The 17,332-nt window shown below is 52.0% G+C and carries 9 protein-coding genes; 8 read left to right on the forward strand and 1 reads right to left on the reverse strand.

Annotation, left to right across the window (positions count from 1 at the left end; translation table 11 throughout):
* The first annotated feature begins 84 nt into the window (after positions 1 to 84).
* The gene (locus ACFQO0_RS08225) at positions 85 to 1,002 is read left to right on the forward strand and encodes an AEC family transporter (RefSeq protein WP_382233528.1); all 918 of its coding nucleotides are present in this window, start codon (positions 85 to 87) and stop codon (positions 1,000 to 1,002) included.
* Positions 1,003 to 1,102: 100 nt separating this feature from the next.
* Here ACFQO0_RS08225 and uvrA read toward each other — a convergent pair whose 3' ends face one another.
* On the reverse strand, positions 1,103 to 3,967 hold the full coding sequence (gene uvrA, locus ACFQO0_RS08230; protein ID WP_382233530.1) for an excinuclease ABC subunit UvrA: 2,865 nt from the start codon (positions 3,965 to 3,967) through the stop codon (positions 1,103 to 1,105).
* A 185-nt stretch (positions 3,968 to 4,152) separates the two neighbouring features.
* On the opposite strand from uvrA, the gene ACFQO0_RS08235 reads away from it, so the two are divergent.
* From ACFQO0_RS08235 to ACFQO0_RS08265, 7 genes are all read left to right on the forward strand, one after another.
* Positions 4,153 to 5,346 (forward strand): MFS transporter, encoded by a 1,194-nt coding sequence (locus ACFQO0_RS08235; RefSeq protein WP_382234075.1) that lies wholly within the window; start codon positions 4,153 to 4,155, stop codon positions 5,344 to 5,346.
* 13 nt (positions 5,347 to 5,359) lie between these two features.
* The gene (gene ssb / locus ACFQO0_RS08240; protein WP_382233532.1) at positions 5,360 to 5,863 is read left to right on the forward strand and encodes a single-stranded DNA-binding protein; all 504 of its coding nucleotides are present in this window, start codon (positions 5,360 to 5,362) and stop codon (positions 5,861 to 5,863) included.
* Positions 5,864 to 6,310: 447 nt separating this feature from the next.
* Positions 6,311 to 8,002, forward strand: a complete 1,692-nt coding sequence (locus tag ACFQO0_RS08245) for a methyl-accepting chemotaxis protein (RefSeq protein ID WP_382233534.1) — start codon at positions 6,311 to 6,313, stop codon at positions 8,000 to 8,002.
* A 452-nt stretch (positions 8,003 to 8,454) separates the two neighbouring features.
* On the forward strand, positions 8,455 to 10,149 hold the full coding sequence (locus tag ACFQO0_RS08250) for a putative bifunctional diguanylate cyclase/phosphodiesterase (RefSeq protein ID WP_382233536.1): 1,695 nt from the start codon (positions 8,455 to 8,457) through the stop codon (positions 10,147 to 10,149).
* A 24-nt stretch (positions 10,150 to 10,173) separates the two neighbouring features.
* Positions 10,174 to 11,691: an HDOD domain-containing protein gene (locus ACFQO0_RS08255; protein WP_382233538.1), complete on the forward strand. Its 1,518-nt coding sequence runs from the start codon at positions 10,174 to 10,176 to the stop codon at positions 11,689 to 11,691.
* Positions 11,692 to 11,748: 57 nt separating this feature from the next.
* Positions 11,749 to 12,462: a transposase gene (locus ACFQO0_RS08260; protein ID WP_382233540.1), complete on the forward strand. Its 714-nt coding sequence runs from the start codon at positions 11,749 to 11,751 to the stop codon at positions 12,460 to 12,462.
* 174 nt (positions 12,463 to 12,636) lie between these two features.
* Positions 12,637 to 17,325, forward strand: coding sequence for a glutamate synthase-related protein (locus ACFQO0_RS08265; RefSeq protein WP_382234077.1), 4,689 nt, complete (start codon positions 12,637 to 12,639; stop codon positions 17,323 to 17,325).
* Positions 17,326 to 17,332: the final 7 nt, after the last annotated feature.

Genomic DNA, 17,332 nt, shown 5'->3' on the forward strand with positions numbered 1-17,332 from the left:
GTAGTAAGGTGGCTCAGGGATATCGATGCCGAATGGGAGCACTCCTGTTCGGCATTTTTCATTGCGGTCAACATGGTTGAATAAATGGAAATATTTGAACGCATACTTGGCATTATTTTGCCGGTCTTCATCATCATCGCGCTGGGCTATGGTTATGCGCGCCTGCGCGGCGATGCCGTGCGCTCGGACATGACAGCCGTCAATCGCGTCAGTATGGATGTGTTGTGCCCATTGCTGGTATTTACGGCATTGGCGGCCAAGGATTTCGATCTGGCGGATAACGGCATGTTGATCCTTGCCGGCGCATTGATCTCGCTCGGCTCGGGTTTGCTGGCATGGCCGATTGCGCGCTGGCTGGGCTACGACGTACGCAGTTTCGTGCCTCCCATGATGTACAACAATTGCGGCAACATGGGTTTGCCTTTGGCGATACTCGCGTTCGGTACCTCCAGTCTTGGTTCAGCGGTGGCCTTGTTCATGGCCTGCAATCTGGTTTATTTTTCGGTGGGTATCAAGATTATCGAAAGCGGTCGCGATAAAAATGGGGTACGCACATCACCGTGGAAATTCCTCGCAAATCCAATGATGATAGCGATGATCATCGGCATGGCATTTGCGATCGTGCATGTACCTTTGCCTAAGCCTTTGTTTATCGCAATGAAAATGCTGGGCGACGCCTGTATTCCATTAATGTTGTTTGCGCTCGGCGTGCGCATGATGGATGTAAGTCTGAAGAGTTGGCATATCGGTTTGATGGGTGCCATCGTTTGCCCGATCGCTGGTCTGGCAGTTGCCTTGCTGCTGGATCAATTCATCAGTTTGACGGCAGAGCAACGTGGGCAAATGTTCCTTTTCGCATCTTTGCCGCCGGCAGTGTTTTGCTTCATGGTGGCAGAACAATACAAGCAAGAGCCGGACAAAGTCGCATCGATAGTTTTGCTGGGCAATCTGGCTGCGCTGTTGTTTGTGCCAGTTGGTTTGTGGATGGGGCTTCCTAAATAAATTTGCAAACAGAAATCTGCAAAGAGAATAGAAAAAGGGCGAACCGAAGTTCGCCCTTTTTTATTCATGCTGATACTTGTATTGATACCAGTGTTGATAGTTATGCAGCAGATTTTTTCTGTTTCAGTAAAGGCGTTAGATACTTGCCCGTGAAACTGGCAGGATTTTTCGCCAACTCTTCCGGCGTGCCGGCACCGATTACTTGTCCGCCGCCAGCGCCACCTTCCGGTCCCATGTCGATCAACCAGTCGGCTGTCTTGATGACGTCCAGATTGTGTTCGATGATGACGACCGTGTTGCCTTGATCGCGCAAACGATGAATTACCTTCAGCAGCAAGTCGATATCGTGGAAGTGCAAACCGGTGGTGGGTTCATCCAGAATGTACAGCGTGCGGCCGGTATCGCGCTTGGATAATTCCAGCGACAGCTTGACGCGTTGTGCTTCACCACCGGATAGCGTTGTTGCGCTTTGGCCGAGGCGGATATAGCCCAAGCCCACGTCCAGCAGCGTTTGCAATTTACGCGCAATCAGCGGCACTGGTTTGAAGAATACATGCGCTTCTTCCACTGTCATGCCCAGCACTTCGGTGATGTTCTTGCCCTTGTATTGGATCTCTAGGGTTTCGCGATTGTAGCGATTGCCGTGGCAGACATCGCAAGGTACATACACGTCCGGCAAAAAATGCATTTCGACCTTGATCACGCCATCGCCCTGGCACGCTTCGCAACGACCGCCTTTGACGTTGAATGAAAAACGTCCGGCCGAATAGCCGCGTTCCTTCGAGGTTGGCACCGTCGCAAACAAATCGCGTATCGGCGTGAACAAACCGGTGTAAGTGGCCGGGTTCGAACGTGGTGTGCGACCGATAGGTGCTTGATCGACCGAGATTACTTTGTCGAAATGTTCAAAGCCGCTGATAGATTCATGCGCAGCCGGTTCCGCTTGTGAGCCGTACAAATGACGCGATGCTGCGTGATACAAGGTGTCGTTAACCAGCGTCGATTTGCCCGAGCCCGAGACGCCGGTCACGCAAGTCAGCAAGCCGACCGGCAATTCCAGCGTGACGTTCTTCAGATTGTTGCCGGTAGCGCCGGTGATGACAAACTGCTTCTTGGGATTAACGGGCGTGCGCTTCTTCGGCACCGCGATACCGAGCGTACCGTTCAGATATTGCGCGGTGAGTGATGTTTTGCTCTTGAGGATGTCTTTCAAGGTACCTTCGGCAATCACTTCGCCACCGTGTACGCCTGCACCTATGCCCATATCGACGACATAATCGGCGCAACGAATCGCATCTTCATCATGCTCAACGACCAGGACGCTATTGCCGATATCGCGTAAATGCTTGAGCGTTTCGATCAGTCTGTCGTTGTCGCGTTGATGCAAGCCGATAGACGGTTCGTCCAATACGTACATGACGCCGGTCAGACCGGAACCGATTTGCGATGCAAGGCGAATACGCTGTGCTTCACCGCCTGACAAGGTGTCTGCGCTGCGGTCCAGCGACAGATAATCGAGGCCAACGTTGTTCAAGAACTTCAGGCGCGAAACGATTTCCTTGACGATGCGATCGGCGATTTCTTTCTTGGCGCCGATCAATGTCAGTGTTTCAAAAAACTCTAATGTTTGACGCAGAGGTGTTGCCGCTACTTCGTAGATGGCACGTTGTTGTGCGCCATTACCGACCAGGACATTGCGCGCTTCAACACGCAGACGCGCGCCGTGGCAGCTTGGGCATTCTTTCTCATTAATGAACTTGGCGAGCTCTTCCTTGACGGCCATCGAATCGGTTTCGCGATAACGACGCTGCAGATTGTTTACGACGCCTTCGAATTCGTGTTCGCGAATGACGGTGCGACCTTTTTCATTGACGTAAGTAAATGGGATTTTCTGCTTGCCGGAACCAAACAGCACGGCCTGTTGCGCGGCTTCCGGCAGTTTTTCAAATGGTAGGTCGAGATCAAAGCCGTAGAACTCGGCGAGATTCGACAGCATCTGGAAATAAAACTGATTGCGTCTGTCCCAGCCTTTGACTGCGCCGCTGGCGAGTGACAGATTGGGAAAGGCGACGATGCGTTTTGGGTCGAAGAATTCGATATGACCCAGGCCATCGCACTCCGGGCACGCGCCCATCGGATTGTTGAAAGAAAACAAGCGCGGCTCAAGTTCCTGCAGCGCATAGCCGCAGATCGCGCAGGCGAATTTGTTCGAATATAAATGTTCGACGCCGGTATCCATTTCGAGGACCAAAGCGCGGCCTTCGGCCAGGCGCAATGCAGTCTCGAAACTTTCTGCCAGACGCTGCTTGATATCGGCCTTGACCTTGATGCGATCGATGACGACATCAATCGTGTGTTTTTCTGCCTTCTTCAATTTCGGCAAATCGTCGACGTCGTATGTTTTCGCGTCACCGGTGCCGCTTTGCACGCGGAAGCGCACAAAACCTTGCGCCTGCATCTGCTCGAACAGGTCGACGTGTTCGCCTTTGCGATTGGCAACAACCGGTGCCATGATCATCAGCTTGGTATCTTCCGGCATCGCCAATACGGCATCGACCATTTGCGACACCGATTGCGCTGCCAGCGGTTTTTCCGGATGGTCAGGGCAATACGGTGTGCCGACGCGGGCGTACAGCAAACGCAGATAATCGTGAATTTCGGTGACCGTGCCGACTGTGGAGCGCGGATTATGCGAAGTCGCTTTTTGCTCGATGGAGATGGCCGGCGACAAGCCTTCGATCAAATCGACATCCGGCTTTTCCATCAATTGCAAAAACTGCCGCGCATATGAAGACAGCGACTCGACGTAGCGGCGCTGGCCTTCTGCGTACAGCGTATCGAAAGCAAGCGAGGATTTGCCGGAGCCGGACAAGCCGGTAATCACGATCAATTTATTGCGCGGTAAATCCAGATTGATGTTTTTGAGGTTGTGCGTACGCGCACCTCGGATACGAATTTCGTCCATTCACTCTTTCAGCTAGGCTTTTCCGATGCCGGACGTCTTTTTTGAAGTCGCGCGGCGGGTTAAAACGGGTCAACCTGCTACTATAGCGGGTTTTAAAGCTGGTCGTAAAACCACCTTTGCGGTTCTTCTCTGCTTATTTCCTGTTTGCCATGTCATCCAACTCTTCAAACGACGTCAGTAGCGGCATGAGCCGTGACGAAATCCGCGCCAGTACTTCGCTGGCGTCGATTTTTGCGTTGCGGATGCTGGGCCTTTTCCTGATCCTGCCGGTATTTTCCGTGCATGCAAAAGGCTTGCCGGGTGGCGACAGTGCGACGCTGGTCGGCTTGGCTTTGGGTATTTACGGATTGACGCAATCGTTCGGACAAATTCCATTTGGTATTGCTTCGGATAAATACGGGCGCAAGCGCATCATCGTCATTGGCTTGATCCTGTTTGCTTTGGGTTCCTTTATTGCTGCTGCCGCGGATACCATCGTCTGGGTCATCATCGGTAGGGCAGTGCAGGGCGCGGGCGCTATTTCTGCGGCGGTGACCGCTTTCATTGCCGATTCAACCAGAGAAGAGCATCGCACCAAAGCGATGGCAATGGTCGGCGCTTCCATCGGCCTGACATTTGCCGCCTCGCTGGTGATTTCCCCTTTGCTGTATCAGGCAATCGGCATGGGCGGTATTTTTGCACTGACCGGCATCCTGTCAGTGCTGGCGATTTTTGTGGTGATCTATATTGTTCCTGCCGCACCTGCGTTGCCACCGGGGCGTGCATCGATACGCGAGGTGCTGGCGAACGGCGAATTGATGCGACTTAACTATGGCGTGTTCGCATTGCATTTAACGCAAATGGCCATGTTTGTCGTCATGCCATCTGCGCTGATTCGGTTCGGCAATCTGCCACTTGCTGAACATTGGAAAGTTTATTTGCCAGTCGTAGTCGCATCCTTTGTTTTTATGCTGCCGCCTATCTTTATTGGTGAAAAACGTGGCAAGGCGAAACAGGTTTTTGTCGGCGCGATTGCTTTATTATTGCTGGTCCAGATCGGTATGTGGCTGGTCTTGTCGCAAACGCAGGCCCATTGGTCATGGCTGGTTGGGTTGTTGCTGGCCTTTTTTGTTGCCTTCAATATTCTGGAAGCCAGCCAGCCATCCCTGGTCTCGCGCATTGCGCCACCCGCCAGCAAAGGCGCAGCTCTGGGTGTCTATAACACTCTGCAAGCGCTGGGTTTGTTTTGCGGCGGTGCGCTGGGTGGTTGGTTGACGCAGCATGCAGGCAGTGCGTCTGTCTTTGTTTTGGGTGCAGTGTTATCGGTAGCGTGGCTTATAATTGCTGCCAATATGAAAAACGTACCGCGCCGCAGCCAGGTTCAGGCTGCCGTAGTTTAATCGGAGAAAATTAATGGCATCAGTCAATAAAGTCATCATCGTCGGCAATCTGGGTCGCGATCCTGAAACACGCTACATGCCAAACGGTGAAGCTGTTACCAACGTGGCTGTCGCCACGACGGAAAGCTGGAAAGACAAGAACAGTGGTGATAAAAAAGAAATCACCGAATGGCATCGCATTACTTTTTATCGCAAGCTGGCAGAGATCGCAGGTCAGTATTTGAAAAAAGGTTCGTCGGTGTATATCGAAGGCCGTTTGCAAACACGCAAATGGACAGATAAAGACGGCGTCGAGCGCTACACGACCGAGATCATTGCAGATACGATGCAAATGCTGGGCGGACGTCCAGGTGCAGGCGGTGGCAGTGCATCCATGGATGACGACTACGGCAGCAGCGCCCCGGCGCCGCGTCAAAGTTCTGGTGGCGGTAGCAGTAGTGGTAGCAGCGCAGCGCGACCAGCAGCCAAACCTGCTGCGTCCAATTTCAATGATATGGATGACGACATCCCTTTCTAAAATATACCTTTTTTAATTTGCAAACAATTTTTGTAAGAAAAACCCGACGATCCTTTGGGATCGTCGGGTTTTTTTTGTGCCTGGATAAATAGCTTCGTCGTCTTACAGTATTTATTTCTGTCGCTTTTCTATTCATTTGCACTTGATCATGCTGCATAGGCTGGATGTGAATCGCATTATCTTTCATCTCATGCGGTGAATTTTCTCTCGGGCAACTAAAGTTTGCCGCAACGATTGTCGTTATAGAGCGACAAGTTGTAGTTCCGTGGTTGATTCCCGTTGCATATTCTTTTCAATAATTGAGTTTGAACTGCGCGATTTTCTTGGGCATTTATCGCAGGCGACAGACCGCAGTTTTGCGCAGGACGACAGTTGTAGTTTTACCTTGAGGCAGTCGTGGGGTAATTTCCCACTCCATCAGTATTTAAATATGAATAACGAGAAAAAATGAAAATTAAAAATTTGAAAATAGGCGTACGAATGGGTATGGCTTTCGCGCTGATATTGTTATTGATGGCTTTCATGACGGTGATGGGTATTGCGCGTTTGCAAGATGTGGCGGCTGCAACTTCGACAATGGAAGAAGCGACAATAAAAGAACGGCTCTCGCAGCAGTGGGTTGAAGGCATTGCCACCAACACGGTACGTACTTTTGCGCGTATCAGAACCGATAATCCAGAAGAAGAAAAAGAACTGAAGTCAGAAATGACGGCAGTGAGTGCGGATGTCAGTAGAGTGCAAAAAGAACTGGAGCCTATGATACAGAGCGAAGAAGGTAAAAAAATGATCGCGCTGGTTGCTGAGCAGCGCAAGACATATAGCGCAATTCGCGATGCGACGTTCAAGCTTAAGGAAGAAAAGGGTGCGGGGCCTGAGCTGACCGCCGCAATTGAAACAAAAATGGCTCCTGCCGCCAAAAGCTATATTCAATCTGTCAGGGATGTAGTCGAGTTTCAACAAAAAATTTTTGAGAATTCAAAAAAACAGGTCGATGCAATTTATGAAGCCGGCCGCAATCTCCTGATCGTGCTCGGCGTTGCTGCGGTGGCATTGGGCGTGTTGTTGGCATTTTTTCTGACACGCAGCATTACCAAGCCTTTAAGCTATGCCGTTGATGTGGCGCGCATTGTTTCTTCCGGCGATCTGCGCAGTCAGATTGTGGTGGAATCGACCGATGAAACCGGTCAGTTGCTGCAGGCACTGAAAGATATGAACGATAGTCTGGTCAATAGCGTCAGCCAAGTGCGTACCGGTATTGACACGATTGCGACCGCGGCAAATCAAATTGCATCCGGTAATCTGGATCTGTCTTCGCGTACTGAAGAGCAAGCCAGTTCACTGGAAGAAACAGCATCCTCGATGGAGGAGTTGACCTCTACCGTCAAGCAAAACGTCGACAATGCACGTCAGGCGAATCAACTGGCGATCACTGCTTCCAGCGTTGCGGTAAAGGGCGGTGCCGTGGTATCGCAAGTGGTTGATACGATGGATGGTATCAACACATCATCCAAGAAGATTGTTGACATCATAGGTGTTATCGACGGCATCGCATTTCAAACCAATATTCTTGCTTTGAATGCAGCGGTGGAGGCGGCGCGTGCTGGTGAGCAGGGCCGCGGATTTGCCGTCGTCGCCTCTGAAGTCCGCAGTCTGGCGCAGCGTTCAGCTGCGGCCGCCAAGGAAATCAAGTCCTTGATCGATGAGTCGGTTAACAAGGCTGATGCGGGTAGTCGCCTCGTTGCGGAAGCGGGCACGACCATGGTTGAAGTGGTCGATAGTGTCAGGCATGTCACCGATATCATGTCTGAAATCATGGCCGCGAGCCAAGAGCAAAGTGCCGGCATTGAGCAGGTCAATCAGGCCATTTCGCAAATGGATCAGGTAACGCAGCAAAATGCCGCCTTGGTCGAGGAGGCAGCAGCAGCGGCTGAATCCTTGAACGAACAAGCCGGTCGCCTGGCGCAAGCTGTTAGCGTCTTTAAGCTGGACGGAATGAGAAGCGGAGTTTCAGTCGCGCCGAAATTGGCGAGTGCACCTGCTAGAGCGCCAGTTGTGCGCCCGGTTGCTGTAGCGCAAGCACCGAAAAAAATCGCCAGCGAACCGCGTGCAGGCGGAGCGGACGATTGGGAAGAGTTTTAAGCCTGTTCATATTGCTGATGTTTGTAAAAAAGCCCACGGCTGAACCGCGTGGGCTTTTTTGTTTGTGCCGTTTCTGAAATTGATGTAGTCCGATAGGCTGTAAATCAAATGTATGAAAGAGGAGGGGAAATATAGACGCCACTTAAAGGTTTGCACGCCGATTACAAATTCCGTTTTGGAAATGTTGTTATTTAACATCCATTTTTGATGCCGCTAAACTTGCTACGCATGAAAATAGTGCAAATGTGAATTTATATTTTTTTTAGTGCAATCTTTTCTATTCATTTCTTTTTCGCTGCATTAAGATTTGAAGATAAAACTAACGTAATTTTACAATTCGATTACTTGTATTTATCAATTTTGTTGCTTTAAAGTATTTTTGGCATAAAAACAATTAATGAAAAGCGCAAAGACATTTGCTTAGCCTCAGCCAAACCCTAGCCGTTTTAAATATGTTGCCAAAGCGTAACGAAATTCATAGCCATCAATTATCCAGCTTGATGGAGGTCGCAGGCGAAATTGTGCTGCGTTTGAATACGCGCGGCGAAATTTTATTTGCAAGTGATCGCGCAGCCGATGCGCTCGGGCATGACGTCAAGCTGGTGGGTAGAAGCCTGCTTGAAATGGTGCGCCTGTCGGATCGGCACGCTATCGAGGCCGCGTTGCGGCAAACCGTACAGTCGCTGGAAGTGACGCGCGTCAGCGTGCGAATGTCCACGCAGGTCGCACTCCTATGGTTTGAGTTGCAAATGATCGCGTACTCGACCGATACGACCGAACTTGAGATCGTGGTGGTCGGACGCGACATTTCGAGTCAGCAGCGAACCGAAGAACGTCTGCGCCACATGGCCACACATGACGAGTTGACTAATCTGCCCAACCGTACGTTGCTGGCCGATCGTTTGAGAATGACAATTGCGCAATCGCGTCGCACCAATATCGGTTTTGCTGTCATCGCGCTTGATCTTGACGGCTTCAAGAAGGTGAACGATGCACTGGGCCACCCGGTGGGCGATGCGCTGCTGCGCATTGCCGCCAAGCGTTTGCGTGAAACGTTGCGCGATGTCGATACCCTGGCACGCGTCGGTGGCGACGAATTCGTAGCTGTGCTGCCAAGTGCTGTCGATGAAGTGGAAATTCAAAATGTCGCGCGGCGCATGATTTCAGCGATACAACTGCCATTTGAAATAAATGGGAATGCCTTGTATGTGAGTACATCGATAGGCGCGGCAGTTTATCCAGTGCATGGCGATAGCGAAGTGAAGTTGCTGGCGCATGCCGATACTGCAATGTATCGCGCTAAAGAAACGGGAAAATCGCGTTGCGTGGTTTATAACGAAGCCGCTTTTAACAACGTTGAGCATGATGTATCGATGGAAGCCGCGATGTTTGAGGCTGTCAGAAACGGCGAATTTTTGCTGCATTACCAACCAATCGTTGATGCGCGCAGCAAGCAGATCCTCGGCTTTGAAGCATTGATGCGCTGGATGCGGCCCGATATCGGCCTGGTACCGCCGAGTCAGTTCATACCTATGGCCGAAGACAACGGCTTGATCAATCTACTCGGTGCATGGGCGCTGAAATCTGCTTGTGTGCAATTGAAGCGATTTGAAGAAATCGCGGGTAGACAACTCTATGTGTCGGTCAACGTCAGTCCGCGCCAGTTCCGCAATGACCAGTTCCTCAAGATGATGGACGATGCGCTCAAGCTTTCCGGCGTAAAAGGGCATCAACTTTTGCTCGAGATTACCGAGGGGATATTGATGTCCGATCCCGAGCATGCGGAACAACTGTTGACGAAAATTGCTTCGCGCGGCGTGCGCATCGCAATCGATGATTTTGGCACGGGTTATTCGTCGCTGATTTATCTGAAGCGGTTTCCGATTGCGGCGCTCAAAATCGATCGTACCTTCATCAAGGATTTGCCGTCCTCCGTCAAGGATGCAGCCATCTGTAACGTGATACTCAGCCTTGCGAGCCATTTGAGTTTGCTGACGGTTGCCGAAGGCGTCGAGAACGAACTGCAATTGGAATTTCTCGCAGCACAAGGATGTTCTCTGATACAAGGTTTTCATACCGGCTATCCTGAATTGCCGGATGCCTTGATCGACATACTGAAAGCAGATGCAGCTGCACTGCAACATTAATCTGCTACGCAAAAGAATCGATTCATGACAACACAAATCAGTCCTTCTGCGCTATCCGACAAAACACTGGAATTGCTGTGGGCGCGCGTGCGTCAACGCGGTGACATGCCCGGGTTTTCCAAAGTAGTCACCGCTATTGTTGGCGCCATGCACGGCGACGATGATCGTGAATTCAACATGACGAGAACGGTGTTGTCAGATCCTACGCTGACGCAACGCGTATTGCGTCTGGCAAATAGCGCAATGTATTCCGCATTTGGACAAGGCATCAATACCGTTTCAAAAGCCGTGATTGTGCTGGGCACGGAGACCATCGGTCATCTTGCCCTCGGTTTGAAATTGATAGATGGCCTGGCCGCCGCGTCACCTGATACATCGAATACACGCGATGAAATGGGCAAGGCCGTGCTGGCCGGCCAAATCGCGCGTCAAGTCGCGTCATCATCGACGCAGCGTGATACGGAAGAGGCCGTGGTCTGTTCCATCCTGCATTCGCTGGGCCGACTGATGGTGTCGTTCTACTTGCCTGAACAGTGGGCGCAAGTTCAGGTTTTGGTTGCGCAAAAAAGTCTCGATGAGAATGAGGCGAGCAGAGAAATCCTCGGCCTGGCATTGGATGAAATCGGCCGCGCGGTGGGCAAGCGATGGGGTTTGCCGAACGGTCTGGTTGAAAGTTTGAAAGATATGCCGCCGCGTATTGCGCCGGGAATATCCCACGAACCTCTGGAGCATGCAGATTGGCTGGCGGCGGTTTCCACCATGTCAACGCGCTGCGCAAGCGTATTGAGTGTGGAAGGTGATGCGGTGCTGGCCGATCTGACGCTCATTGCAGAAAATTATGCAGACATGATTGGCCTGGATGTGTCGTTTGTTTTGCAAGCGATAGAAACCGCGCAAAAAGTGGCGGCGGACGAGGTGCTGCTGGAAAATGTTGGGGACTCCGCCGGTGACGAGAAAAAGCAATTGGCGCTCGCATTGGGCAAGCCTGCCGACTCGATTCAAATTCTCAAGCGCGGCGTTGGCGATATGGGCAGTGGCGCAGCCGCCAGCACGAATACAGGTCAAATGATGACGGTGGCTTTAGAGACCGTTTATCAGGGGTTGGGCCTGAGCCGGGCGATTGCATTTTTACGCAATCACGATGAGGGAAAATATATTGCGCGCAAGTCGTTTGGTGACGGCGCGGAAGAATTGTTGCCGCGCCTGCGATTTAATGATGCCTATCAGCCGGATGTTTTTCACGCATCGCTGGCAAACGATAAAATGATTTTTGTCGAAGATGCGCAAGCACCCGGCTTCATCAATAAATTGCCGCGCTGGTGGCGCGAAGAATTGGGTGCTTCGCGCAGCTTCATGATCTTGCCCCTGATGCTGAACTTCCACCCGGTCGGCTTTATCTATGGTGATTGGAGCGCATCTTTGCCCACTGCAGAGATAGCGCCGAATGAAGTTGCCTTGCTGGATGAGTTGCGCGCATTGATGGTCAAGGCGATCGAGCGCCGCTGCCATGCCGAGCCATCCTGGGCGCGTGCAATGCATTGATGTTGAGCGGCTGCGCGGGTTGCTCCCATTTGCAATTCTTGTGGTCAAATACAATTTATGGCTCGTCTCCCCCGTCTCGTAATCCCCAATCAACCGCATCATGTGATTCAGAGCGGCAATGACGGATTAGTCATTTTCCGCGACCTTGCTGATCACGCCGCATTTTTGAGTCGTCTGAAAGATGCTGCGAGGCAATTCAAGGTGGCTATCCACGGCTATGTCCTGATGCCTACTCATCTGCATCTTTTGCTGACGCCTAGCGATTCAGAAGGCCTCGGAAAAATGATGCAGTGGATAGGGCGCTCTTACGTCCCTTACTTTAATCAAAAATATGCGCGCACAGGTACGCTTTGGCAGGGGCGTTACAAAGCGACCGTGATTGATCCTGAGCGCTACTTCATGACTTGTTCCGCCTACATCGAGTTGAATCCGGTGCGTGGCGGGATTGCGCGCACGGCGGGCGAATATCCGTGGTCTAGTTACCAGCACCATATCGGGCTTCGCCCCGACCCGATTATTTCCGATCATCCCTTGTATTGGTCTTTGGGCAATACGCCGTTTGAACGTGAGGCTGCCTACAAGGCACTGGTCGAAAATGGCGTAAATGAAGAAGAAGTGCGCCGTCTGACGGAAGCCACCCTAAAAGGTTGGGCTTTCGGCTCGGAACAATTCCAGGCTTCGCTGGAAAAACAGGTCGCGCGTCGCGTGCGTCCTGCAAAACGGGGTCGGCCTGTAACCAAACTAGCCGAAGCACGCACCAAAATATTCTAGTCTTCGCGCTGGATGCGGTGCAAACTGGTGCAAAATCGATCACTCTGTCCCTACTTAATATGAAGCCCCGGCAGGCTTACACTTTAATTTACTCTGACCCCATTTTTTGAGGTTGAATTTACTGTTGCGCTGCACTATCCTTCAGCCTCAACTTGAAAAGTAGTGGAGAAGGCTATGCATGCGCAAGGTTTGTACGATCCGGCTAATGAACACGATGCTTGTGGCGTAGGTTTTGTCGCCCACATCAAAGGCAAGAAAAGCCATTCTATCGTTGAGCAAGGTTTGCTCATCCTCAAAAATATCGATCATCGCGGCGCTGTCGGTGCCGACAAGCTGATGGGCGACGGTGCCGGTATCCTGATCCAGATCCCGGACCAGTATTACCGCGAAGAGATGGCGAAGCAGGGTGTAACCTTGCCGCCAGCGGGCGAATACGGTGTGGGTATGGTTTTCCTGCCGAAGGAAAACGCATCCCGTATCGCTTGCGAACAAGAACTCGAACGCTCGGTGCTGGCTGAAGGCCAGGTCGTTCTGGGCTGGCGCGATGTACTGGTCGACAAAGAAATGCCGATGTCGCCGACCGTGCGTGAAAAAGAGCCTGTGATTCGCCAGATATTCATCGGTCGCGGTCAGGACATCATGGTTACCGATGCGCTGGAACGCAAACTGTACGTGATCCGTAAAGCATCAGGCCATGCGATCCAAGCCTTGCATTTGTTGCACGGTCAGGAATTCTTCGTGCCATCGATGTCGGCACGCACAGTTGTCTATAAGGGTTTGCTGCTGGCCGATCAGGTCGGTGAATACTATAAAGATCTGCAAGATCCGCGTTGCGTTTCCGCACTGGCACTGGTGCATCAACGCTTCTCGACCAACACCTTCCCTGAATGGCCGCTGGCCCATCCATACCGCTTGCTCGCGCATAACGGCGAGATCAATACAGTCAAAGGCAACTTCAACTGGATGCGCGCGCGCGAAGGTGTAATGAAGTCGGCAGTGCTGGGAGACGATTTGAAAAAATTGTTCCCGCTGATTTATGAAGGCCAATCCGATACCGCATGTTTCGACAATGCACTCGAACTGCTGGTGATGGCTGGCTATCCAATTGCGCAAGCAATGATGATGATGATTCCGGAAGCATGGGAAAACCATACTTTGATGGATGACAATCGCCGTGCCTTCTATGAATATCACGCTGCAATGATGGAACCATGGGATGGCCCGGCTGCAATGGCATTTACCGATGGTCGTCATATCGGCGGCACTCTGGATCGTAACGGTTTGCGTCCTGCGCGTTACATCGTGACCGACGACGATCTGGTGGTGATGGCATCCGAATCCGGTGTATTGCCGATTCCAGAATCGAAGATCATTCAAAAATGGCGCCTGCAACCAGGCAAAATGTTCTTGATCGATCTGGATGCCGGTCGCATCATTGACGACAAAGAATTGAAAGACACGTACGCAAACGCCAAGCCATACAAGCAATGGATTGAGTCGGTACGTATCAAGCTTGACGAATTGAACAAGGAAGCGGCCGAAGCCAAACCGACCACGCCACTGCTCGATTTGCAGCAGGCATTCGGTTATACACAGGAAGATTTGAAATTCCTGATGTCGCCTATGGCGATCACGGCGGAAGAAGCAACCGGCTCGATGGGTAACGATTCGCCGCTGGCTGTCATGTCGAACAAAGACAAGACGCTGTATAACTACTTCCGCCAGTTGTTCGCGCAAGTCACCAATCCACCTATCGATCCGATACGCGAAGCGATGGTGATGTCGCTGGTGTCTTTCATCGGACCGAAGCCTAACCTGCTCGACACCAACAACATCAATCCGCCGATGCGTCTGGAAGTGTCGCAGCCGATACTCGACTACGCGGATATCGCGAAGCTGCGTAACATCGGCGCACACACAGGCAGCAAATTCAAATCGCATGAATTGAACATCTGCTACCCGACTGCGTGGGGCAAGGATGGTATCGAGGCGCGTCTGGCATCGCTGTGTGCACAAGCCGTCGATGCCGTGCAATCCGGTCACAACATTCTCATCATTTCCGATCGCAGGATCGATGAAGCCAATGTGGCCATTCCCGCATTGCTGGCAACGTCTGCAATTCACTTGCACCTGGTCAGCAAAGGTATGCGTACCTCCACTGGTCTGGTGGTGGAAACCGGTTCCGCACGCGAGACACATCACTTCGCATTGCTGGCAGGTTACGGCGCCGAAGCAATTCATCCTTACCTCGCGATGGATACCGTGAGCGAAATGGCGAAAGGCTTGCCAGGTGACTTGTCGCCAGAAAAAGCAATCGCCAACTTCCAGAAAGCCGTCGGCAAAGGCTTGATGAAAGTCATGTCGAAAATGGGTATTTCTACCTATATGTCGTATTGCGGCGCGCAGATTTTTGAAGCCATCGGCCTCAACAAATCGCTGATCCAGAAATACTTCAAAGGGACTTCATCCAACGTTGAAGGTATAGGCGTGTTTGAAGTGGCGGAAGAAGCTTTGCGTTTGCACAAATCTGCATTCAGCGCTGATCCAGTACTCGCACATTCGCTCGATGCGGGTGGTGAATACGCGTATCGCGTGCGTGGTGAAGAACATATGTGGACGCCGGATGCGATTGCGAAATTGCAGCACTCGACACGCGCCAATAACTTCAGCACCTATAAAGAGTACGCGCAGATCATCAACGATCAATCGAAGCGTCACATGACCTTGCGTGGCTTGTTCGAATTCAAATTCGATCCATCCAGCGCGATTCCGCTGGATGAAGTTGAGCCGGCAAAAGAAATCGTCAAGCGTTTCGCTACTGGTGCAATGTCGCTCGGTTCGATCTCGACTGAAGCGCATGCAACCCTCGCGATTGCAATGAATCGCATCGGTGGCAAATCGAATACCGGCGAAGGGGGTGAAGATACCAAGCGTTATCGCTCGGAACTGCGCGGGATTCCTATCAAGGATGGTTCGACACTGGCATCGGTGATTGGCAAAGACGTGGTTGAAGTCGACATGCCTTTGATGCCCGGCGATTCGCTGCGATCGAAGATCAAGCAAGTGGCTTCGGGCCGTTTCGGTGTCACTACCGAATACCTGACATCGGCTGAGCAGATCCAGATCAAGATGGCGCAAGGTGCAAAACCTGGCGAGGGCGGTCAATTGCCTGGCCATAAAGTATCCGAGTACATCGCACGCCTGCGTTTTTCGGTACCTGGCGTCGGTTTGATTTCGCCACCGCCGCATCACGATATTTATTCGATCGAAGATTTGGCGCAGCTGATTCACGATTTGAAAAACGTGAATCCAACTGCTTCGATCTCAGTCAAGCTCGTTGCTGAGGTTGGTGTAGGCACGGTTGCAACCGGTGTGGCAAAAGCGAAAGCAGATCACGTTGTGATCGCCGGCCATGATGGCGGCACAGGTGCATCACCATTGTCGTCGGTCAAGTTCGCCGGTTCTCCATGGGAGTTGGGTCTGGCGGAAACACAGCAGACTCTGATCCTGAATGGCTTGCGCACGCGTATTCGCGTACAGGCCGATGGTCAGATGAAAACCGGTCGTGACGTGGTCGTCGCTGCACTGCTGGGCGCGGATGAAATGGGTTTCTCGACGGCTCCGTTGGTCGTTGAAGGCTGCATCATGATGCGCAAATGCCATCTGAACACCTGCCCGGTCGGCGTCGCGACGCAAGACCCTGTTTTGCGCGCCAAGTTCTCCGGCAAGCCTGAGCACGTGGTTAATTATTTCTTCTTCATCGCAGAAGAAGCGCGTCAGATCATGGCGCAACTGGGTATCCGTACATTCGATGAATTGATAGGCCGTGCCGATCTGCTGGACAAATCCAAAGCGATTACACACTGGAAAGCCAAGGGCCTGGATTTCAGTCGCATGTTCTATCAACCGCCAGTGGCAGAAGGCGTTGCGCGCTATCACACCGAAGTCCAGGATCACGCTTTGGAAAAAGCACTGGACAACAAGTTGATCGCGCAAGCGAAAGCGGCCATCGACCATGGCGAAAAAGTCTCGTTCATTTCAACGATCAAAAACGTCAACCGTACTGTTGGTGCGATGTTGTCCGGTCAGGTCGCGAAGAAATACGGCCATGAAGGTTTGCCTGATGACACCATCCACATCCAGTTGCAAGGTACAGCAGGTCAATCGGCCGGCGCATTCCTGGCCCACGGTATTACGCTGGATCTGGTCGGCGAAGGTAACGATTACGTTGGTAAGGGCTTGTCGGGCGGTCGCATCATTGTGCGTCCGAACACCGAGTTCCGTGGTCGTGCAGTAGAAAACATCATCAGCGGCAACACCTTGTTGTACGGTGCGGTTGCCGGTGAGGCATTTTTCAATGGCGTGGCAGGCGAACGTTTTGCTGTACGTAACTCCGGCGCGATTGCGGTTGTCGAAGGCACTGGCGATCACGGTTGCGAATACATGACAGGCGGCACAGTTGTAGTGCTGGGCGAGACCGGACGTAACTTTGCTGCCGGCATGTCCGGTGGTATCGCTTATGTATACGATCCTAAAGGTGAATTCGCCGGTAAGTGCAATATGTCCATGGTCTCTTTGCATGCCGTTCAATCTGCAGCAGAGCAGGAAGACAAGGCAGAACACAATTCCTGGCATAGCCATGTACGCGGTGCCGATGCGCAAACCGATGAAGCAATTCTCAAAGGTTTGATCGAGCGTCACTTCAAGTACACCGGCAGTACACGCGCACGGGCTTTACTGGATGAGTGGAGCAGCGCACGCAGCAAGTTCGTCAAAGTATTCCCATCGGAATACAAGCGCGCGCTGGCCGAGATGCATGCTGTCAAGGCTGAGCAGGCAGTGTCCACCAAGGTCGCAGTGTAAGACTGCA

The organism is Herminiimonas aquatilis, from assembly GCF_042665175.1.
Lineage (GTDB): Bacteria > Pseudomonadota > Gammaproteobacteria > Burkholderiales > Burkholderiaceae_D > Oxalicibacterium > Oxalicibacterium aquatilis.